Source organism: Noviherbaspirillum aridicola (assembly GCF_019656455.1).
Classification (GTDB): domain Bacteria; phylum Pseudomonadota; class Gammaproteobacteria; order Burkholderiales; family Burkholderiaceae_D; genus Noviherbaspirillum; species Noviherbaspirillum aridicola.
On the sequence record NZ_BPMK01000001.1, the window covers coordinates 22105 to 42646 of the forward strand.

The window sequence follows — 20542 nt, forward strand, 5'->3', positions numbered from 1 at the left end:
GGCGGTGAGGCTCAGGCGCCGGCGGGCCGTTTCATCTTGCACTCGGTCGGCAGCGCGAGGTCCCGTCCTTCGACCACCGTCTCGGTGCGGAAGCCGTAGTTCGTGCCTTCGACCCCGGATTTCACCGTCTTGCCGTCGACCGGCGCGACCGTGGAAACCGTCTGCGGCAGCAGCAGCTGGTGGTCTTCCTTGCGCATCGTGACGTCGCCGATGATGGACGGATAGGTCATGCCCTCCAGCGCGAGCGCGATCTTCACCGGCTGCGTCGACTTCGCTTTCTCGACCGCCGCCGCCACCATGCGCGGCGCCATGTCCATGCGCGGCGCCAGGAAGGGCTTGTTGTAGCGCTGACGGTAGGCGCTGGCCACCGGCGCCACCTTCGGATTCTCGACGTTCTGGTGCCATTCGCCGACCCAGGTCACGCGCCCGAGCTTCGCCTGCGAGATCGCCAGCACCGCGCCGGGCAGCGCGCCGGCGCTATGGTTGATGTAGCGCCAGTCATGGCCTGCATCGGCCGCCGCCTTCACCAGCAGCGACAGGTCGCCGCCCCAGTTGCCGGTGATGATGGTATCGGCGCCGGCCGCCTTCACCTTGGCCACATAGGGCGAGAAGTCCTTCACCTTGCCCATCGGGTGGAAGTCCTCGCCGACGAACTGCACATCCGTGCGCGCCGAAGACAGCATGTCCTTGCCCAGCCTCGCCCAGACGCGGCCGTGCGCGTAATCCTGGTTGAGCAGGTAGACCTTCCTGATGTCCTGCTTCTCCTGCATGAAGGAGGTGAGCGCCTTCATCTTCATCGCCGTGTTGGCTTCGGTGGTGAAATGCCAGAAGCTGCAGTGCTTGCCCGTGAGGTCGGGATCGATCGAGGAATGGTTGACGATCAGGATCGCCTTGTCCGGATTGCGCTCGTTGTGCTTGTTGGCGGCCTCGACCATCGCGCTCACCGCGGTCGAGCCGGACCCGCCGGTAAATACCACCTTCGCGCCGGCGTCGATGGCGGCCTGCAGCGCCGTCAGGCTCTCCTGCGCCGACAGCTTGTTGTCGAAGGTGACCATCTCCATCTTCATGCCGCCGAGCACGCCGCCCCGGGCATTGATGTCGTCCACCGCGAAACGCACATGGTTGAGCATCAGCTCGCCGACTTCGGCGAAGGGCCCGGAAAGCGGATCGATGTAGGCGACCTTGAACGTCTCCTGCGCGCCGGCGGCGGCGGACACCGCGCAGGCGGCGCCGATGGCGATGCGTGCTGCTGTCTTCCTCATTGCTGTCTCCTCTTGGTTGTCTTGCTGCCTGTGCTGCGTGCTTTCCGCGTTTTCGCCCGGGGGGCGGTTTCCGCGCCGGCAATCCGCAGCAGAATGCCGGTCAGTTCCTGCACCATCTCGTGCGGCGGCAGACGGCCGTCCGGCTTGTACCAGGTGTACATGAATCCGGCGATGCTGCCGATCGCCAGCCCGGTCAGGCGCGCGTCGTGGAAATCCAGCTCGCCATCGGCGCGCGCCTGCTCCAGCAGCGCGCACAGCTCGTCATAGAAGCGGCGCGCCATTGCCTTGAGCCGGCGGGTGAAGGCCGGCTGCAGCGCGCCCGCCTCGCGGTAGGCGAAGGTGCCCGACTTGAAGAAATGGATGTTGGCGGCGGCGAAGCGGTGCAGCCCTTCGCGCAGGCGCTCGATCGCCGGCCGCTCGTCATTCTCGAAATGCAGGGCGGTCAGGCAGGCGTGTGAAGCGCGCCAGGAGAGCGTCTCGAAGATCTCGTTTTTATTCGCGAAGTAATAGTAGAGAAAGGGCTTGGTCACGCCGAGCCGTTCGCAGATGTCCGCGATGGTGGTGCCCGAATAACCCTTGCGGAAAAAAAGCTCCTCGGCGGCCTGCAGGATCTGCTCCCGCTTGCGTTCATGGGCGGGATCGGGCTGTTGCGGCGCGAGTTGGCGGCGGCTTGCCATTGTGGGCATGGGATGACGGGTGAATATACCAGGCGGTAGGAAGTTTATACCAACCGGTATATTATGGTGCGTCGACCGGCCGGATTTGCGGCAGCTCAAGACGGCCCGGGGTCGGCCGCACCATCCTCATACTTCGCCAAGAACGACAACACGGAGACAGCGAACATGACCGCGATTGCCTACTCCCAGGGCGAAAAGCCCCTGCACGAATACCTGCGCCAGCATGCGCGCAACCAACCGGACAAATGCGCGTACAACTGGTACGGCCGCGAGCTCAGCTACCGCGAGCTCGACGATCTGAGCGACCGCTTCGCCGCCAAGCTCGCCGCCCTGGGCGTGAAGAAGGGCGACCGCGTGGTGCTGTTCCTGTCCAACTGTCCGCAGTACGTGATCGCGCATTTCGGCATCCAGAAGCTCGGCGCCGCCGTCAGCCCCTGCAGCCCGCTGTTCAAGCAGCATGAACTCGAATACCAGGTCAGCGACCTCGGCGCCGAAGTCATCGTCGCCGCCGACACCCTGTATCCGGTCATCGAACAGGTGCGCGCGAAAACCCGGCTGCGCCACATCTTCCTCACCAGCTATTCCGACCTGCTGCCGGAGCAGCCCGCAATCGAAGTCCCGGCGGAAGTGCGGGTGCCGAGGCAGCCGGTGCCGGGGACCATGGACCTGCTCGGCACGCTCGCCGACGTGAAGGAGGCGCCGCCGTCGCCGCAGCTCGACATGGACGACGTCGTGCTGCTGACTTATACCTCCGGTACGACCGGCATGCCCAAGGGCGCCATGCTCACCTACCGAAACGCGCTGTTCAAGACCCTGTGCGCGGCAAGCGCGGGCGCGGTCGGGAACGACACCGTGACGCTGGCGATCGCGCCGCTGTACCACATCGCCGGCATGCTGATGGGCATCAACTGCACCATCTACAGCGGCGCGAGCGCGGTGCTGCTGCACCGTTTCGACCCGCTTGCGGTCCTGCAGGCGATCGACCGCTACCGGGTCAGCCACTGGTACAGCATCGCGCCGATGAATGTCGCCGTCATGCAGGTGCCCGAGGCGCGGCGCTACTCGCTCACCTCGCTGAAGATCAATCCCTGCACCAGCTTCGGCATCACCCTGACCGAGCCGCTCGCGAACCAATGGCGCGACTTTGCCGGCGGCTGCCAGACCTTCGAAGCCGCCTACGGCCTGTCCGAGACCCACACCTGCGACACCGGCACGCCGCGCGACGCCGTCAGGTGGGGCACCCAGGGCCGGCTGATGCCCGGCGTCGAATGCCGCATCGTCGACAAGGACAGCGGCGCCGTGCTGCCGCCAGGTGAGATGGGCGAAATCACCCTCAGGAGCCCCGGCAATTTCAAGGGCTACTGGAACAAGCCGGAAGCCACCGCCGCCACGCTGCGCGACGGCTGGGTCTACACCGGCGACATGGGCAAGCTCGATGAAGACGGCTACCTGACCTTCTCCGGCCGCTTCAAGGAAATGATCAAGGTCTCCGGCTACAGCGTGTTCCCGGAAGAAGTCGAGACCATCCTCGTCAAGCATCCGGCGGTGCGGCAGGCGGCCGTGATCGGCGTGCCTGACGCCACCAAGGGCGAAGTCATCAAGGCCTTCGTCGTGCTCAAGCCCGACGCGGGCGAGGTGCGCGCGGAGGACATCATCGGGTGGAGCCGGGAGCAGATGGCGGCTTACAAGGTGCCGAAGATGGTGGTGTTTCGGGGGGAGTTGCCGGCTACGGGGGCGGGGAAGGTGTTGAGGAGGTTGTTGAGGGAGGAGTAGGGGGAGAGGCTATTTCTGCCTGCGGTTGGGGTGTTTGCTTCTGCTTCTCTCCGGTGCCGCAAAGCAGTAGCCGCTTCGCGGATGCTTGCCGGGGCAGTCCCGGCTAGTCTCCGGGGCAGTGGCTATAACGTTGAAGCACCGAAGAGAAACAAAGAAACGAGCGCAGCAGCCGCAATTCAAGGCGCCCGCGGCAATGCCGGCACCGGGACCGACACTACCCGCGACGCTTCAGACCGAAAGAGCGTACTGCCCACTCAGACCAGCCCCTCCGCATACAGCTCCAAATGATGATCAGTACTCCCGAACTGCAACTCAACCGCCATCAGCCGCTTGAAGTAATGGCTGACATTCAGCTCGTCGGTAACCCCCATCCCCCCATGCAGCTGCACCGCCTGCTGCCCGACGAACCGGCACGCCTGCCCGACCACCACCTTGGCGGCGGATAGCGCGCGGCGGCGCTGCGCGAGGTCGGTGTCGGTGCAGCGCACCGCGGCCAGGTAGCTCATCGAGCGTGCCTGTTCGTTGTGCAGCACCATGTCCGCCATCCTGTGCTGCAGCGCCTGGAACTTGCCGATCGGCTGGCCGAACTGCTTGCGGTCGCGCGCGTACTGCACGGTCGCGGCCTGGATCTTGTCGAGCGCGCCGACGGCTTCCGCGCAGACCGCGGCGAGGCCGAAGTCGAGCACGTCGGCGACCGCCTGTTCGGCATCGGCGACGCCGCCCAGCAGGGCGGAAGAGGGCAGGAAGACCTGTTCGAAGCGCAGGTCGGCCGCGGGCATGCCGTCCACCGTCTTGTACGCGGTCCGGCGCACGCCGGCGGTGTCGCCCGGCACGCAGAACACGGCCAGGGGCCCGGATTCGCCGACATTGGCCAGGCGTGCGGTCACCAGCAGGAAATCCGCCGTCGCGCCGTGTGCGATCACGCTCTTGGCGCCGGTCAGCATGTAGCCGCTGCCGACCTTCCAGGCACGCGTGGCGATGTCCATGCGGTCAAAGCGGGTCTGCGGTTCTTCATGCGCGAAGGTCGCGATTTTTTCGCCGCCGGCCAGCGCCGGCAGCAGTTCGGCGCGCTGCGCCTCGTTGCCGAGCAGGGCAATGGCCCGCGTCGACAGCACCGCGCTGGTGAGGAAGGGCTCGAGCAGCATGCCTTCGCCGATCGCATTCATCGCCAGCATGGTTTCGATCGGCCCGCCGCCTAGGCCGCCGTCGGCTTCCGGCACGTTCAGCGCCAGCAGGCCGATGTCGGCCAGGCCCTGCCAGACTTCGCGGCTGTAGCCCTCGGCCGTCTTGTCCTTGATGTGACGGCGCTTTTCAAAGTCGTATTCCTTTTCCACGAAGCGGCGCGTGGTGTCGAGCAGCATCTGCTGTTCTTCGGTAAACGTAAAGTCCATCGCGTCCTCCTACAGGCCCAGGATCATCTGGGCGATGATGTTCTTTTGAATCTCGTTGGAGCCGCCGTAGATCGACAGCTTGCGCATGTTCAGGTAGTTCGCCGCCAGCGGGATCGCGTAGAACGGTCCCACCGGATCGCCCTGGTAGCCGGCCGCCATGGCGTCGCGGCGTAGCGGCAGCGCATAGGTGCCGACGACCTGCACCAGCAGTTCGGTGATCGCCTGCTGGATCTCGGTGCCCTTGATCTTCAGGATCGAGGCTTCCGGGCCGGGCGCGCGGCGCTCGGCCTCCGCCGAAAGCACGCGCAGGTTGGTGATCTCCAGCGCGGTCAGGTCGATCTCGACCTGGGCGATGCGCGCGGCGAACATCGGATCCTTGATCAGCGGCTTGCCGTGCTTGGTCTCCAGCGTGGCGATGCGCTTGAGGCGCGCGAGTTCGCGCTTGGCGATGCCGATGCCGGCGATGTTGGTGCGCTCGTGGCCGAGCAGGAACTTGGCATAGGTCCAGCCGGCGTTTTCCTCGCCGACGAGATTCTCGACCGGCACCCGCACGTTCTCGAACCAGACTTCATTGACCTCGTGCGCGCCATCCATGGTGATGATGGGACGCACGGTGATGCCCGGCGTCTTCATGTCGATCAGCAGGAAGGAGATGCCGCGCTGCGGCTTGGCTTCCGTGTCGGTGCGCACCAGGCAGAAAATCCAGTCCGCATACTGGCCCTGCGTGGTCCAGGTCTTCTGGCCGTTGACCACGTAGTGGTCGCCTTCGCGCACCGCGCGCGTCTTCAGCGAGGCCAGGTCGGAGCCGGCGCCCGGCTCGGAATAGCCCTGGCACCACCATTCGTCGGCCGACAGGATCTTCGGCAGGAAGCGCTGCTGCTGGGCGGGGGAGCCGTACTGCATGATCACCGGCGCGACCATCTTCAGGCCGAAGGGGATCGCGCGCGGCGCGCCGGCGGCGGCGCATTCCTCGTCGAAGATGTACTGCTGGGTCGGGGTCCAGCCCGGGCCGCCGAATTCCTTGCGCCAGCCGGGTCCGCCCCAGCCCTTGGCGTGCAGGATCTTCTGCCAGCGGACGTAGTCCTCGCTCTGCAGCAGCAGGCCGTTGATCACCTTGTGACGGATGTCGGCCGGCAGGTTGTCGGCGACGAAGTCGCGCACTTCCTGGCGGAAGGCGACTTCGTCGGGGGTGAAGTTCAAATCCATGGTTTCCTCGTGCGTGATGTGCTTGCGCGTGTGTCAGAACGCGGCGATGCCGGTCTGCTCGCGGCCCAGGATCAGGGCGTGGATGTCGTGCGTGCCTTCATAGGTGTTGACGACTTCCAGGTTGACCATGTGGCGGATGACGCCGAACTCGTCGGAGATGCCGTTCCCGCCGAGCATGTCGCGCGCCATGCGCGCCACGTCCAGCGCCTTGCCGCAGGAATTGCGCTTCATCATCGAGGTGATGGCGACGGCGGCGGTGCCTTCGTCCTTCATGCGGCCGAGGCGCAGGCAGCCCTGCAGGCCCATGGTGATCTCGGTCTGCATGTCGGCCAGCTTCTTCTGGATCAGCTGGTTGGCGGCGAGCGGCTTGCCGAACTGCTTGCGGTCCAGCACATACTGGCGCGCGGTATGCCAGCAGGCCTCGGCGGCGCCGAGCGCGCCCCAGGCAATGCCGTAGCGGGCCGAGTTGAGGCAGGTGAACGGACCCTTCAGGCCGCGCACGTCGGGGAAGGCGTTCTCTTCCGGGCAGAACACTTCATCCATGACGATTTCGCCGGTGATCGAGGCGCGCAGGCCGAACTTGCCCTGGATCTTCGGCGCCGACAGACCCTTCCAGCCCTTCTCCAGCACGAAGCCGCGGATCGCGCCTTCATCGTCCTTGGCCCAGACCACGAACACGTCGGCGATCGGCGAGTTGGAGATCCACATCTTGCTGCCGGACAGGCTGTAGCCGCCCGCGACCTTCTTCGCGCGGGTGACCATCGAGCCCGGGTCGGAGCCGTGGTTGGGCTCGGTCAGGCCGAAGCAGCCGATGTATTCGCCGGTCGCCAGCTTGGGCAGGTACTTCTGCTTGGTTTCTTCATTGCCGAACTCGTAGATCGGCACCATCACCAGCGAGGACTGCACGCTCATCATCGAGCGGTAGCCGGAGTCGACGCGCTCGACCTCGCGCGCGATCAGGCCGTAGCTGACATAGTTCAGGCCGGGGCCGCCGTACTGCTCGGGAATGGTCGGGCCGAGCAGGCCGAGTTCACCCATCTCGCGGAAGATCGCCGGATCGGTGGTCTCGTGGCGGAAGGCTTCCAGGACGCGCGGCTGCAGCTTGTCCTGGCAGTAGGCATTGGCGGCGTCGCGCACCATGCGTTCGTCGTTGGTCAGCTGCTGGTCCAGCAGCAGCGGATCGTCCCAGTGGAATTGCACTTTGTTGTTGGTGGCCATGATGTCTCCGGTGATCTTCAAAATTGATTAAACACGTTCCAGCACGACGGCCAGACCCTGGCCGACGCCGATGCAGAGGCTGACGACGGCATAGCGCCCGTTACGGCGCGCCAGCTCGCGGCTCGCCGTCAGCGCCAGGCGTGCGCCCGAGGCGCCGAGCGGATGGCCGAGCGCGACCGCGCCGCCGTTCGGATTGACGCGGCTGTCGCTGAAATCGATTTCCAGCAGCTTCAGGCAGCCGAGCACCTGGCTGGCGAAGGCTTCGTTGATCTCGATGATGTCCATGTCGGACAGCTTGAGGTTGGCGCGGTCCAGCGCCTTGCGGATCGCGTAGACCGGACCGATGCCCATGATGCGCGGCTCCACGCCCGCCACCGCGGCGGACAGGATGCGCACCATCGGCGCCTTGCCCGCCTGCTCGCCGGCGGCGCGGCTGCCGATGATCAGCGCGGCGGCGCCGTCATTGATGCCAGAGGCGTTGCCGGCGGTGACCACGCCGCCTTCGAACAGCGGCTTGAGCTTTTCCAGCGTCAGCGCCGTGGTCTCGGGGCGCGGATGCTCATCCTGGTCGACCAGCACCGGTGGCGTCTTGCGTCCGGTCGGCACGCTGATGCCGTGAATCTCGCCGGCGAAGAAGCCGTCGGACAGCGCGGCGTGGTATTTCATCTGCGAGGCCAGCGCGAAGGCATCGGCCTGCTCGCGGGTGATGCCGAATTCCTTCGCGACGTTGTCGCCGGTCTCGGGCATGGTGTGGGCGCCGTACTCCTTCGTCACCTTCGGATTCGGGAAGCGCGCGCCGATGGTGGAATCGAACACCTTGAAGTCGCGTCCGTAAGCCGCCTCCGACTTGCCGACCACGAACGGTGCGCGGCTCATGCTCTCCACGCCGCCGGCGATGTACAGGCTGCCTTCGCCGCAGGTGATCGCGCGTGCCGCGTCCATTACCGCCGCCAGGCCCGACGCGCACAGGCGGTTCACCGTCTGGCCGCCGATGGTACAGGGCAGGCCGGCCGCCAGCAGCGCGTTGCGTGCCACGTTGCGCGCATCCTCGCCCGCCTGGTTGGTGTCGCCGAGGATCACATCCTCGAACTGTTCCGGCTTCCACGGGTTGCGCGCGACCACGGCGCGCATGACTTCCGCCGCCAGGTCATCGGGGCGCACCGGCGCGAGCGAACCGGCATGGCGGCCGAACGGGGAACGCAGGCCGTCGTAGATATAGGCGTCGAGCATGGATCAGATCTCCTTGTGGTGCAGCGAAAGGCCGAGCAGCGCGCGCCGTTGCAGCCAGGGGCTGGGGCGATAGCGCGCATCGCCGGTGAGTTGTTCGAGGTTCTTCAGGATGGACAGCACGGTCTGCGCGCCGAGGGTGTCGCCCCAAGCCAGCGGCCCGAGCGGATAGCCGAGGCCGAGCGTGACCGCGCGGTCGATGTCGAGCGGATCGGCGATGCCCTGCTGGGCGATCTCGCAGGCGATGTTGACGATGTGGGCGACCACGCGCTGGCTGACCAGTCCCGCGCTGTCGCGGATCACGCTGACCGGCACGCCGGTGGCGCCGAACAGGCCGCAGGCCATCGCCAGGTATTCGGGTGCCGTGCCGGGATTGGTCATCACGACCCGGCGCTTGCCGGCGTCGAACAGCGCTTCCACCGCCACCGTGCGCCGCGGGTCGAGGCGCTCGCGCGCGCAGCAGGTGGTGCAGTCCTCGCCGAGCGGCGTGACGATGCACAGCGCGCCGTCGCTCGGCGCGACGCCGCTTTCGATCTGCACGCCGGCGGCCGCGGCGAGGGTCGATACCTGTTCCGCCAGCTCCGGCCGTTCATTGCTGATCCAGACGCTCTGCGGCATCTGCGTCGCCTGCTGCGGCTCGGCAATCGCTTCCTTCTTGCCGTCCGCGCCGTAGCGGTAAAAGCCCTGGCCGACCTTCTTGCCGAGGGTGCCGGCGACCAGCATCTGGCGCGTAAGACCCTGCGGCCGGAAGCGCGGCTCTTCATAGTACTGGTGGTAGATGGATTCCATCACCGGGTGCGACACGTCCAGCCCGGTGAGGTCGAACAGCTCGCACGGACCGAGGCGGAAGCCGGCGGTGTCGCGCAGGATGTTGTCCAGCACCGGCACCGTGGCCACGCCTTCGGCCAGCAGGCGCATGCCCTCGGTGCCGTAGCCGCGTCCCGCATGGTTGACGATGAAGCCCGGCGTGTCCTTGGCGCGCACCGCGGTATGTCCCCACTGCTTGCCGAGCGCGAGCAGATAGTCGACCACCGCCGGCGGCGTCAGCAGGCCGCCGATCGCCTCGACGATCTTCATCAGCGGCACCGGATTGAAGAAGTGGAAGCCCGCCACGCGTTCCGGATGTGTGAGTCCGGCCGCGATCGAGGTGACCGACAGGGAGGAAGTGTTGGTGGCGAGGATGGCGTCCGGTCCGAGGATGCCTTCGAGTTCGGCGAACAGCGCTTTCTTGGCCTGGAGTTCCTCGATGATCGCCTCGACGACAATGTGTGCCCCGGCCAGTTCTCCGAGCGATGCGCAGGGCACGAGCCTGCCGGCGGCGGCGTCCGCCGCTTCCTGCGTCAGCTTGCCTTTCTCGACCAGCTTGCCGAAGGTGGTGAGCAGCTCGGCGCGCGCCGCCGTCGCCGCTCCCTCGCGGGCATCGACGAGGCGCACGCTGGCGCCGGCCAGCACCGCGATCTGCGCGATGCCGCGGCCCATCACGCCGCAGCCGATGACACCTAGCACGAGGTCGGGGGAGCCGGGTTGCGGCAGGCGGGCAGGGTCCATGTTGTCTCCGGGTCTGATCTGAGGTGTTGGTATTCTCGGTTCTGCAATGCAGAATGATTGCATCAGAAATGGAACTGTAGGCTTTTTCGGGCGATCGTGTCAAGAAAACTCGCGGCGCCACCTGTCGCAATCGGACTTCCGGTGGCGCCGGAGGTTCGCTTTGGCCGCCACAGTTGTGCCGCACAGTGGAACAAAATTCTGCATTTCGTTGATTTTCGCGTTCGCTTATGCCAGTATCGACGGCATTCGCCTGCCCGCCGTCCATGCGCGGCAAGGCAACCGACAACAGGCCCCGGCAGCTTTCGACCGTGGGCCGCAACGAAGAGTGGAGCAATGAGAAGGATGGAGCAGGGCGTTGAACAGGCGCCGCAAAAAGGCGCCGCGCGCAGCACCAACGCGAAGGAAGACCGGCATTTCGTCACCGCGCTGGCGCGTGGCCTGGAATTGCTGTCCTGTTTCCGTTCAGGCGAAAAGATGCTGGGCAACCAGGAACTGGCGGACCGCGCCCGCCTGCCCAAGTCCACGGTCTCGCGGCTGACCTACACCCTCACCAAGCTGGGCTACCTGCAGTACGACGACGAGGTGGGGAAATACCGTCTCGGCACCGCCAGCCTGGCGCTCGGCAGCGCGATGCTGTCCAAGCTCGACATCCGCCAGTACGCCCGCCCCTACATGCAGGAGCTGGCCGACCTTTCGCACGCGACGGTATCGCTCGGCATGCGCGACCGGCTGAGCATGATCTACGTGGAAAACTGCCGCAGCCAGGCGGCGCTGACGCTGCGCCTGGACGTCGGCGCCCGCATTCCGATCGCCCTGACGGCGATGGGACGCGCCTACCTGGCCGAAGTCCCCGACAGCGAGCGCATCGAGATCCTGGAACGGGTGCGCGAGCTCGACGAGACCCGCTGGCCGGCCATCCGCGACGGCGTCGCCCGCTCGGTGGAAGAGTACCGGCGGATCGGCTGCTGCACCTCCTTCGGCGACTGGCAGCGCGACGTCAATGCGATCGCGGTCGCCTTCCGTCCAGCCAACGGCGGCCCCATCCTCAGCATCAACTGCGGCGGACCGTCCTTCAACCTGGCGCCGGATTTCCTGCTCAACGAGGTCAAGCCTCGTCTTCTGGAGGCGGTAGACCGCCTGCGCCGGCTGTAATCGCCGACAGCATCTTCAGACTATCCCCGATCGTGCTGCCGCTCACCGCGGCGCTGTCGGCGTTCGCTTCCCGCGCCCGCCGTCCGCGCCGGGGGCCGGTCAGCGGGGACTTCCTTTCTTCCTGTAACGGCAGCCACTGGTGGTACGCGTGCCATGGACGCATGCCGCCCGCCGCCACCGCGGCGCCGGGGAACAGCGCCAGCGGCGTGACCGCGATCAGCGCGATGTCCGGCGCAGGTTCGGCCAGCACCGGCAGGAAGTAGTCATGCACGAACAGCACCCGGATGCCCGGCTCGGCCAGGGTCGATGCGATCTGCTCCCGCGTCGCGTGCGGGCTGATCTGGCGGATCCGGCAGCCGGCGATGCGGCAGCCGTGGACCACGCTCAGATAGACCGGGTCGTGGTGCAGCAGGACGGCCACCGCATCGTCCCGCGTCATGCCGAGGGCGGCGAGCCCGCCGGCGATCTTGCGGGCATGCGTCATGACTTCGAGGGCGGCGAGCTGCTGGCGGTCGGCGGGTTCTTGCGGCATGCTTGGAGGGGATTGAAAAGGCTTGGCGGACTGTAGACGCTTTTGCCCCGGCCGGCAACTCTCGTCCCCCGCCGGGGACGACGGCCGGCCCCGGGGGGAGGGATGGCGGGCCGTGAGCGCGTGCCCGCTTTTCCCCGTTCTCATTTTTCGGACTACGGGAACGCGTTGAGTCAGATCAAACAAATGGACATTCCCCGGCGCTAAGATGGCAGCCGTCCGCACCGTCCGCGCGCAGACCAACCTGGAGGATTCACAAATGACAGACGTAGTGATCGTCGCCGCGGGCCGTACCGCCGTCGGCAAGTTCGGCGGAACGCTGGCCAAGGTCGCGGCATCCGACCTCGGCGCCCATGTGATCAAGCACCTGGTATCGAAATCCGGCATCTCTCCCGAGATGGTCAGCGAAGTCATCATGGGCCAGGTGCTCACCGCGGGCGTGGGCCAGAACCCGGCGCGCCAGGCGGTCATCCGCGCCGGCCTGCCCGACATGGTGCCGGGCATGACCATCAACAAGGTCTGCGGCAGCGGCCTCAAGGCCACCCACCTCGCCGCCCAGGCCATCAAGTGCGGCGACGCCGACATCGTGATCGCCGGCGGCCAGGAAAACATGAGCGCCTCGCCCCACGTGCTCAACAACTCCCGCGACGGCTTCCGCATGGGCGACGCCAAGCTGGTCGACACCATGATCGTCGACGGCCTCTGGGACGTCTACAACCAGTACCACATGGGCATCACCGCCGAGAACGTCGCCAGGAAGTACGGCATCTCGCGCCAGGAGCAGGACGAGTTCGCCTGCGCTTCCCAGAACAAGGCCGAGGCCGCGCAGAAGGAAGGCCGGTTCAAGGATGAGATCATTCCGCTCGAAATCCCCGCCAAGAAGGGCTCGGTGGTGTTCGACACCGATGAATTCATCAAGCCCGGCGTCACCGCCGACGCGCTCGGCGGCCTGCGTCCCGCCTTCGCCAAGGACGGCACCGTCACCGCCGGCAACGCATCCGGCATCAACGACGGCGCCGCCGCCGTCATCATGATGTCCGCGCAGCGCGCCGAACAGCTCGGCCTCAAGCCGCTGGTGCGCATCAAGGCCTACGCCTCGGCCGGCGTCGATCCGACCATCATGGGCATGGGGCCGGTACCGGCCTCGCAGCTGTGCCTCAGGAAGGCCGGCTGGACCCACGAGGACGTCGACCTGATGGAGATCAACGAAGCCTTCGCCGCCCAGGCCATCGGCGTCAACCGCGAAATGGGCTGGGACACCAGCAAGATCAACGTCAATGGCGGCGCGATCGCCATCGGCCACCCGATCGGCGCTTCCGGCTGCCGCATCCTGGTCACGCTCATCCACGAGATGATCCGCCGGGATGCCCGCCGCGGGCTCGCCAGCCTGTGCATCGGCGGCGGCATGGGTGTCGCGCTTGCCGTCGAGCGCTAAACGAATTCGTCGCAGGTCCATTCAACAACAACGGGGGAAACAACATGGCACGATTGGCGCTGGTAACTGGCGGTATGGGCGGTCTGGGGGAAGCGATCTGCATCAAGATGGCCGCGCTGGGCTATCAGGTCGTCACCACCTATTCGCCGGGCAACACCAAGTCCGGAGAGTGGCTGGAGACGATGGAGAAGCAGGGCTTCAAGTTCCGCGCCTTTCCCTGCGACGTCGCGGACTATGATTCGGCCAAGGAGTGCATCGAGACGATCACCCGCGAACTCGGCCCGGTCGATGTGCTGGTCAACAATGCCGGCATCACGCGCGACATGACCTTCAAGAAGATGGACAAGGTCAACTGGGACGCCGTGATGAAGACCAACCTCGACTCCGTCTTCAACATGACCAAGCAGGTCTGCGACGGCATGATGGACCGCGGCTGGGGCCGCATCATCAACATCTCGTCGGTGAACGGACAGAAGGGCGCGTTCGGCCAGACCAACTACTCGGCGGCCAAGGCCGGCATGCACGGCTTCACCAAGGCGCTCGCGCTCGAAGTGGCGCGCAAGGGCGTGACGGTGAACACCATCTCGCCGGGCTACATCGGTACCAAGATGGTGATGGCGATCCCGACCGAGGTCCTGGAAAGCAAGATCATCCCGCAGATCCCGATGGGCCGTCTCGGCAAGCCCGAGGAAGTCGCCGGCCTGGTGGCTTATCTCGCCTCGGACGAGGCCGCATTCCTGACGGGTGCGAATATCGCGATCAACGGCGGCCAGCACATGTTCTGATCGCATCGCATACCGCACGCCCGGCACGCCCTCGCTGGCTGCCGGGTTTTTTTATGCCGCTTCTGCGCCGCGCGTCTATTCCGCCGGCGCAGCCTCCGCCTCGACCAGCGCCAGCATGGTGTCGACCAGCTGCGGCAGCTGCCGGTAGCCGAGTGAAACCAGGTCGAGCCGGCCGTCGCGCTCCAGTACCAGCGCGGGAAAACCGTCCACGCCCCAGCGCCGTGTCTGCAGAAAGTCCTCCAGCGTCGCGCGCGCGGTCTCGTCGGACGCATACCGCTCCAGAAACGCCGCTTCATCGGTCTCCACACCCAGTCCGCGCAGCACGGGAACGGCGATCGCCGCCAGTGTCTGCGGCCGGGTGACATCGCGTCCCTCGGCATGGAAGGCGCGCAGGATCGCCGAACACACGGGCAGCGCGGCGGCCGGGGACAGCAGGCGTGCCGCCACCACCGCCCGGCAGGCCGCTTCGGTGTCGGGATTGAAGCCCGGGGTGGTCACCGCGCGGTCATCGAAGGGCAGTGCCGCGCGGGCCGCGACCTCCTGCCACTGTCCGCGCAGCCTGTCGATGTAGGCTTCATCGACCTGCGCCGCGCCCACGCGCAGGCCGCCGGCCACCACGTGCACCGGCAAGCCGGGCAGGGCTTCGCGGAGCGCTTCGAGTTCCGGGGTGATGCCGTAGCACCAGGCGCACATGGGGTCGGCGATGTAGATCAGGCTGGCCATAACGATCCTTGGGTTTCGGAAGCTTCGCATGATAGACCCCGGCGCCGGCGCGGCTTTGGACGAGCACCCCGGGATTTCCGCGCCAGTTCTTGAAATAAGCCGGCTTCCGGCATGCCATTTCATGAACTACGGCTGCGATTGATGATCTATCGGGCAAGGCTCGGGACCCCGGTCCGGGCCTGCCAATTCCCCGCCCTCCTCGCGGGGCACCGCCAGATCTTGGAGAGGTTTTATGCGTAGCGATTTTTTGCAGCGATTCGGACCGGAGATTGACGAGGCGCACGAGAAGACGCGCCGGGATGTCATGAGGACGATCGAGGCACACGGCAGCAGGCCCATGGGGGACCTGCCCGACATGACCGAAGGCGAACGCGCCAAATGGTTCTTCTGGAACCTGCACGAAAACCTGAGCGACTTCCGCAAGCTGGAGCCGACCCTGATCGGCCAGATCATGTGCACGCAGCTCACCGTCACCGATGGCCTGTCGATGGCGACCGAGCGCATGGGCATGGAAAAGAAGATCGCGCTCAACTGCCGCTGGCACCTGCGGCTCGCCTATTCTTCCTATCAGAACGAAGAGGCCTATTCCATCGGCGAGGGCCTGGTCGATCTGTCCGTCTGCAATACGCTGCCGACCGACCCGCCGCTGCAGAAGAACCAGAAGGGCTATCTCGACAACGACAATTCCCTCTACCCGAACCAGCTCTATCTCTTCGGCTGGGTCACCGAGCCCGTCTGGAACGAAATCAAGTCCCACCTCTATACCCCGATGCCGAACTGCCAGACCGACATCGTGCTGCGGGACGACTGCGTGTACCCGGTCAAGGCGGGCTTCGGTTTCGTCGCCGGGCCGCCGGGCGCGATCGGCATCACCAACATGGAATTCCGCGTCTCCTCGCATACCGTCGAGCGTCGTTCCAACCGGCGCGCGGAAAGCCTGCAGCGCTGACCGAGGGTGCGCGCATTGCTTTATTGCAATGCACAAAATCATCATTGAAGTTGCCGTTGCCCTTCTCTAGAATGTGCCATGTTGCTACGCAACATATAGCAGCAGGCGCCACCCTTACCCACGTCAGCATTCAATGGAGATGACATGTTTCTGAACAAAGATCAGATTTCCGAGACCGCACGGTCAAACTTCGAGTCCCAGATCTCGCTGTACGCCGACTTCACCAGCAAAGCGCTGGAGAACCTGGAAAAGCTGGTCACGCTCAACCTCACCGCCAGCCGCGCGTCGCTCGAAGAAGCGGCATCGGCGACGCGTCAGATCCTCGGCGCCAAAGACCCGCAGGAGCTCATGTCGCTGGTCGCGGCACAGGCCCGTCCGAACATCGACAAGGCAGTGTCCTACGGCGGTCACCTCGTCAACATCGCCGCCAGCATGCAGACCGAGATGGGCAAGCTCGCCGAAGCGCAGGTAAGCCGGTTCGGACAGCGCTTCAACGGCATCGTCGAGGAAGCCGCGCGCAATGCGCCCACCGGCGACAACATGGCGGCCTTCTTCAAGTCGGCGCTCGACAAGGCCAACTCCAACTACGAGCAGTTTGCCCGCGGCACCCGTCAGGCGACGGAAGCCTTCACCGGCACCGCCGCGTCGACCGCCGCACCTGTCGCCGCGCAGGCGGCGTCGACGGTGTCGTCGACCGTCAAGGCCTGATCGATCGCAGCAGACAGGGGCCGCGGCAACGCGGCCTTTTTTCATTGGGCCATCCGCATTCCCGTTGGGAAGCGCGGCGCCCCTTCTTCCGCTTCGACGCCGCTCGCGTTGGCAATGAAGGAAATCGCATGGTAGTAACCGGCCAGTGCGAGCAGTTCGAGCAACTGCACGTCACTGAACTCTTTCGCCAGCAACTGCCACAAATCCTCGCCTGCCGTTGCGTGCCGGTGGAGCGCGTCCGCCAGTCTCAGAATCAGGGCATCCCTGGGATTCCAGGCCGGTCCCACCGTTTCCTCGCAGGTCGCAGCAAGCTCGTCGGGGCTCAGGCCGGCGCGCCGCGAAAAAAACGCGGCATGCACGCCCCACTCGTATTCGGCGCCGCAGCGCGCGCAGGTGCGCAGGATCATGAGCTCGCGGTCGCGCAGCGGAAGCGGCCCGGGGTCGAGCAGGGCGCCGGCAAACATGCGTTCGAGGACGCGCGGGCTGCGCGCCATGGTACGAAAGAGCTTCAGGGGCTCGCTGCCGGGCGGAGTGATTCTGGTAAACAGGTCGGCCGCGGGCTGCGGGTAGGGCGAGGGAATGGGGGTAATGCGGGCGGTCATGCCGGTCTCCTCGTTCGTGGAAGATGGGGTTCTCGGTACGGTTCTGTACAGAGAACTACGTTTACTGTAGCATAGCGCTACCTTAACTGTAGTGAGGAGATTATGGCTGTACCTACTCCGGGATCGCGGGTGCGCGGGTCGCAGACCGGCAGGCCGGTCATGGCCCTGCTGGACCTGCTGGGGCGGCGCTGGCTGCTCCGCATATTGTGGGAGCTGCGCAATGATGCGCGCCTGAGCTTCCGCGAACTGCGCGAACGCTGCGACGGCATGTCGCCGACCGTGCTCAATCAGCGCCTGCGCGAGATGCGCGACGCCGGCATCGTCGAACTGGAAGAGCCGGGAGGCTACGCGCTGACCAGACCGGGCAACCAGCTGCTCGAGGCCCTGCTGCCGCTGCAGCGGTGGTCGGAACACTGGCAGCGGCGGATGCAGAAGCAGGCCGCCGCGGAGGAAAAGCCGGCGCGCAAGACCACGCGCGCCGCCAGGTAGAAATTTTTCAAAGGCTCAGGCGGCCGCCACACGGATGCGCAGGTCGCCGAGCGTCACCGTCTGTCCGGGCCGGATCTTGCAGGTCTTGCGCAGTTCCGGCTTGCCGTCCACCGACACCGCGCCGCTGGCCACCAGCGCCTTGCCGGCGCCTCCGCTGTCGACGACGCCCACCAGTTTCAGGAGCTGATTGAGCTCCACGTACTCGCCCTGTACCGCGAAATCAAGCGTTTGCATGCCGGCCTCCAAGTTGCTGGGCGGCCTTGTCCAGCCATGTCGAGAGGCCGGTCTGCAAGTCTTCGTGGCTGAAGGAGCAGCTCTCCTCGGTGAACAGGCTTCCCGCTTCCATGCGGCCGAGCAGATCCTCCATCACCTGGCCGTAGCGCGGCGGCAGCGCCGCCAGCAGGGACGACTGGGCGCGCCAGACCTGGCAGAAACTGCCGATGGATATGCGTTTTTGCTGCAGCGCCTGCAGGCTGGCACGCATGGCGCCGAGGGCGTCGTCATGACTCATTGAAGTGTTTCTTCGCGAAAAAGAGCGCCATTTTAGAGCCGATCCGTCTCGAAGGTATTGCAGGCGCCGACCTTTCCGCTCTCGATGCCCCGCCGGAACCAGCGCACCCGCTGTTCCGAGCTGCCGTGGGTGAAGGAGTCGGGCACCACCTGTCCCTGCGACTGCCGCTGCAGCGCGTCGTCGCCGATGGCGCTGGCCGCGTTGAGCGCGGCTTCCACGTCGCCGGACTCCAGGATGCTGCGGGCGCGGTTGGCGTGATAGGCCCAGACGCCGGCGAAGCAGTCCGCCTGCAACTCCAGGCGCACCGACAGGGCATTGGCCTGAGCTTCCGGCACGCGCCGGCGCGCCGCCTGCACGCGCTCGGAAATCCCGGTCAGCTGCTGCACATGATGGCCCACCTCATGCGCGATCACATAGGCCTGCGCGAACTCTCCCGACACGCGGAAGCGTTCCTTCATCAGCTGGTAGAACTCGAGATCAATATAGATCTGCTGGTCGGCCGGGCAATAAAAGGGGCCCATCGCGGATTGCCCGGTGCCGCAGGCCGTCGGCGTGGCGCCGGAGAACAGCACCAGGCGCGGCTTGTCGTAACGCGAGCCCTCGGCGGCGAACAGTTCGGTCCAGGTGTCCTCGGTGTCGGCCAGGACGGTCGAGACGAATTTCGCCATCCGGTCGTCGGCCGGCGGCGCGCGCCCGACTTCCGCTACCTGGGGGGAGCCGCCGGACAGCAGATTGAGCACCGTCACCGGATCGACGCCAAAAAACAGGGATGCCACGAGCGCGATGACGACGGTGCCGAGGCCAACGGACTTGCCGCCGAAGCCGATGCCGCCACCGCCGCCCCGGCGGTCTTCCACGTTTTCGCTTTCGCGATTGCCTTCCCAGCGCATGCGAGCCTCCGTTGTTCGATGGTCGCAGCCGGCATGCAAAAACCGGGCTAGCTACAGGAGTCGGGCCAGCAATGCCTTGTCGAAACGCGGATCGAGCGGGATCAGCACCTTATGGCCGCTGCCGGCCGCCACCTCCAACGGCCTGCCCTCGACGTCGCGCATCTGCTCGAGGACGATTTCCCGGTTGCCCCGGGGGTGGATCACTTCGAGCCGGTCGCCGACGGCGAAGCGGTTCTTGACCTCGACCTCGGCCCAGCCCTCGCGCATGGCGATCACATCGCCGACGTAGTGGCTGCGATTGAGCTCGGAAACGCCCGATAGATAGTTCTGGTATTCCTGGGTGTGATGGCGCTGGTAGAAACCGTCGGTGTAGCCGCGGTTGGCCAGGCCCTGCAGTTCGCCCAGCAGGGACGGGTCGAAAGGACGTCCGGCCACTGCGTCGTGGATCGCGCGTCGGTAGACCTGCGCGGTGCGCGCCACGTAGTAGAGCGACTTTGTACGGCCCTCGATCTTGAGCGAGTCGACGCCGATCTTCACCAGCCGCTCGACATGCTCGACCGCGCGCAGGTCCTTGGAATTCAGGATGTAGGTGCCGTGCTCGTCTTCCAGGATGGGCATCAGCTGGCCGGGTCGGCCGGCTTCCTCGATCAGGTAGCTGCGGTCCGCCAGCGGATGGCGACGCGCGTCGCCGAGCGCGGCGAATGTGCCGTTCGCCTGTTCCAGCGCCTGGCCATAGTCGAAGCGCACCGTCTGCACCGCCTGGCCGATGTCGCCGGTGGCGTCCTCCTGCGCATTGCTCACCTTGTAATCCCATCGGCAGGAGTTGGTGCAGGTACCCTGGTTGGCGTCGCGGTGATTGAAATAGCCGGACAGCAGGCAGCGGCCGGAGTAGGCGATGCACAGCGCGCCGTGCACGAACACCTCGAGTTCCATGTCGGGACACTGCTGGCGGATCTCTTCGATTTCGTCGAGCGACAGTTCGCGCGACAGGATGACCCGCGTCAGGCCCATGCGCTGCCAGAACTTCACGTCGGCCCAGTTCACCGCATTGGCCTGCACCGACAGGTGCACCGGCACGTCCGGCCAGGTCTCGCGCACGAGCATGATCAGGCCCGGGTCGGCCATGATCAGCGCATCGGGCTTCATCGCGATCACGGGCGCCATGTCGCGCAGATAGGTCTTGAGCTTGCTGTTGTGGGCGAAGATGTTGCTGGCGACGAAGAACAGCTTGCCGCGCGCATGCGCCTCGCCGATGCCGCGCTCGAGCATCTCCAGGGTGGAGAACTCATTGTTGCGGGCGCGCAGGCTGTAGCGCGGCTGGCCCGCATAGACGGCATCGGCGCCGTAGTCGAAGGCGGCATGCATTTTCGCCAGCGAGCCGGCGGGAAGGAGGAGTTCTGGAGCGCGAGGCATGGGCAGGGTACGGGAAAACGGAAGGCGCCGATTATACCTTCCGCGTCCGCCCGA

At 66.0% G+C, this 20542-nt stretch carries 21 protein-coding genes; 7 read left to right on the plus strand and 14 right to left on the minus strand.

Features of this window, described 5'->3' with window-relative positions:
- Positions 1-11: 11 nt before the first annotated feature.
- A complete protein-coding gene (locus NCCP691_RS00115) occupies positions 12-1262 on the minus strand; it encodes a branched-chain amino acid ABC transporter substrate-binding protein (RefSeq protein ID WP_220806200.1) in 1251 nt (416 codons plus the stop codon).
- Positions 1259-1948, minus strand: a complete 690-nt coding sequence (locus tag NCCP691_RS00120; RefSeq protein ID WP_220806201.1) for a TetR/AcrR family transcriptional regulator — start codon at positions 1946-1948, stop codon at positions 1259-1261. The genes NCCP691_RS00115 and NCCP691_RS00120 overlap by 4 nt, the downstream gene beginning before the upstream one ends.
- Positions 1949-2104: 156 nt before the next feature.
- Here NCCP691_RS00120 and NCCP691_RS00125 point away from each other — a divergent pair, with 156 nt between their 5' ends.
- Positions 2105-3712, plus strand: a complete 1608-nt coding sequence (locus NCCP691_RS00125) for an AMP-binding protein (RefSeq protein WP_220806202.1) — start codon at positions 2105-2107, stop codon at positions 3710-3712.
- Between the two features lie 254 nt (positions 3713-3966).
- Here NCCP691_RS00125 and NCCP691_RS00130 read toward each other — a convergent pair whose 3' ends face one another.
- The 5 genes from NCCP691_RS00130 to NCCP691_RS00150 are packed head-to-tail and all read right to left on the minus strand — an operon-like array spanning position 3967 to position 10302.
- Positions 3967-5103, minus strand: coding sequence for an acyl-CoA dehydrogenase family protein (locus tag NCCP691_RS00130; protein WP_220806203.1), 1137 nt, complete (start codon positions 5101-5103; stop codon positions 3967-3969).
- 9 nt (positions 5104-5112) lie between these two features.
- The gene (locus NCCP691_RS00135; protein WP_220806204.1) at positions 5113-6309 is read right to left on the minus strand and encodes an acyl-CoA dehydrogenase family protein; all 1197 of its coding nucleotides are present in this window, start codon (positions 6307-6309) and stop codon (positions 5113-5115) included.
- Positions 6310-6342: 33 nt separating this feature from the next.
- A complete protein-coding gene (locus NCCP691_RS00140; RefSeq protein WP_220806205.1) occupies positions 6343-7527 on the minus strand; it encodes an acyl-CoA dehydrogenase in 1185 nt (394 codons plus the stop codon).
- A 27-nt stretch (positions 7528-7554) separates the two neighbouring features.
- Positions 7555-8757, minus strand: a complete 1203-nt coding sequence (locus NCCP691_RS00145; protein ID WP_220806206.1) for a 3-oxoadipyl-CoA thiolase — start codon at positions 8755-8757, stop codon at positions 7555-7557.
- Positions 8758-8760: 3 nt separating this feature from the next.
- The gene (locus tag NCCP691_RS00150; RefSeq protein ID WP_220806207.1) at positions 8761-10302 is read right to left on the minus strand and encodes a 3-hydroxyacyl-CoA dehydrogenase; all 1542 of its coding nucleotides are present in this window, start codon (positions 10300-10302) and stop codon (positions 8761-8763) included.
- A 342-nt stretch (positions 10303-10644) separates the two neighbouring features.
- Between NCCP691_RS00150 and NCCP691_RS00155 the strand changes: the two genes are divergently transcribed.
- A complete protein-coding gene (locus tag NCCP691_RS00155; protein ID WP_220806526.1) occupies positions 10645-11454 on the plus strand; it encodes an IclR family transcriptional regulator in 810 nt (269 codons plus the stop codon).
- Here the strand turns inward: NCCP691_RS00155 and NCCP691_RS00160 are convergent.
- Positions 11408-11986: an AMP-binding protein gene (locus tag NCCP691_RS00160; RefSeq protein ID WP_220806208.1), complete on the minus strand. Its 579-nt coding sequence runs from the start codon at positions 11984-11986 to the stop codon at positions 11408-11410. The two genes, NCCP691_RS00155 and NCCP691_RS00160, sit on opposite strands and share 47 nt — an antisense overlap.
- Positions 11987-12242: 256 nt before the next feature.
- Here NCCP691_RS00160 and NCCP691_RS00165 point away from each other — a divergent pair, with 256 nt between their 5' ends.
- Both NCCP691_RS00165 and phbB read left to right on the plus strand, forming a co-directional pair.
- Positions 12243-13418 (plus strand): acetyl-CoA C-acetyltransferase, encoded by a 1176-nt coding sequence (locus tag NCCP691_RS00165; protein ID WP_220806209.1) that lies wholly within the window; start codon positions 12243-12245, stop codon positions 13416-13418.
- A 44-nt stretch (positions 13419-13462) separates the two neighbouring features.
- A complete protein-coding gene (gene phbB / locus NCCP691_RS00170; RefSeq protein WP_220806210.1) occupies positions 13463-14203 on the plus strand; it encodes an acetoacetyl-CoA reductase in 741 nt (246 codons plus the stop codon).
- A 75-nt stretch (positions 14204-14278) separates the two neighbouring features.
- Here phbB and NCCP691_RS00175 read toward each other — a convergent pair whose 3' ends face one another.
- On the minus strand, positions 14279-14926 hold the full coding sequence (locus NCCP691_RS00175) for a DsbA family protein (RefSeq protein ID WP_220806211.1): 648 nt from the start codon (positions 14924-14926) through the stop codon (positions 14279-14281).
- A 232-nt stretch (positions 14927-15158) separates the two neighbouring features.
- Here NCCP691_RS00175 and NCCP691_RS00180 point away from each other — a divergent pair, with 232 nt between their 5' ends.
- Positions 15159-15875 (plus strand): hypothetical protein, encoded by a 717-nt coding sequence (locus NCCP691_RS00180; protein WP_220806212.1) that lies wholly within the window; start codon positions 15159-15161, stop codon positions 15873-15875.
- 144 nt (positions 15876-16019) lie between these two features.
- Positions 16020-16583: a phasin family protein gene (locus NCCP691_RS00185; protein ID WP_220806213.1), complete on the plus strand. Its 564-nt coding sequence runs from the start codon at positions 16020-16022 to the stop codon at positions 16581-16583.
- Between the two features lie 41 nt (positions 16584-16624).
- On the opposite strand, the gene NCCP691_RS00190 is transcribed toward NCCP691_RS00185, so the two are convergent.
- Complete coding sequence (locus NCCP691_RS00190; protein WP_220806214.1) at positions 16625-17185, minus strand: carboxymuconolactone decarboxylase family protein; 561 nt, start codon at positions 17183-17185, stop codon at positions 16625-16627.
- 102 nt (positions 17186-17287) lie between these two features.
- Between NCCP691_RS00190 and NCCP691_RS00195 the strand changes: the two genes are divergently transcribed.
- On the plus strand, positions 17288-17674 hold the full coding sequence (locus tag NCCP691_RS00195) for a winged helix-turn-helix transcriptional regulator (RefSeq protein WP_220806215.1): 387 nt from the start codon (positions 17288-17290) through the stop codon (positions 17672-17674).
- A gap of 15 nt (positions 17675-17689) precedes the next feature.
- On the opposite strand, the gene NCCP691_RS00200 is transcribed toward NCCP691_RS00195, so the two are convergent.
- Genes NCCP691_RS00200 through trhP form a run of 4 tightly spaced genes read right to left on the minus strand, consistent with a single transcriptional unit; the run spans position 17690 to position 20488 of the window.
- Positions 17690-17908: an RNA-binding S4 domain-containing protein gene (locus NCCP691_RS00200; RefSeq protein WP_220806216.1), complete on the minus strand. Its 219-nt coding sequence runs from the start codon at positions 17906-17908 to the stop codon at positions 17690-17692.
- Positions 17895-18185 (minus strand): hypothetical protein, encoded by a 291-nt coding sequence (locus NCCP691_RS00205; RefSeq protein WP_220806217.1) that lies wholly within the window; start codon positions 18183-18185, stop codon positions 17895-17897. The genes NCCP691_RS00200 and NCCP691_RS00205 overlap by 14 nt, the downstream gene beginning before the upstream one ends.
- A gap of 32 nt (positions 18186-18217) precedes the next feature.
- Positions 18218-19075, minus strand: a complete 858-nt coding sequence (gene ypfJ, locus NCCP691_RS00210; protein WP_220806218.1) for a KPN_02809 family neutral zinc metallopeptidase — start codon at positions 19073-19075, stop codon at positions 18218-18220.
- A gap of 51 nt (positions 19076-19126) precedes the next feature.
- Positions 19127-20488: a prephenate-dependent tRNA uridine(34) hydroxylase TrhP gene (gene trhP / locus NCCP691_RS00215; protein ID WP_220806219.1), complete on the minus strand. Its 1362-nt coding sequence runs from the start codon at positions 20486-20488 to the stop codon at positions 19127-19129.
- Positions 20489-20542 lie beyond the last annotated feature (54 nt).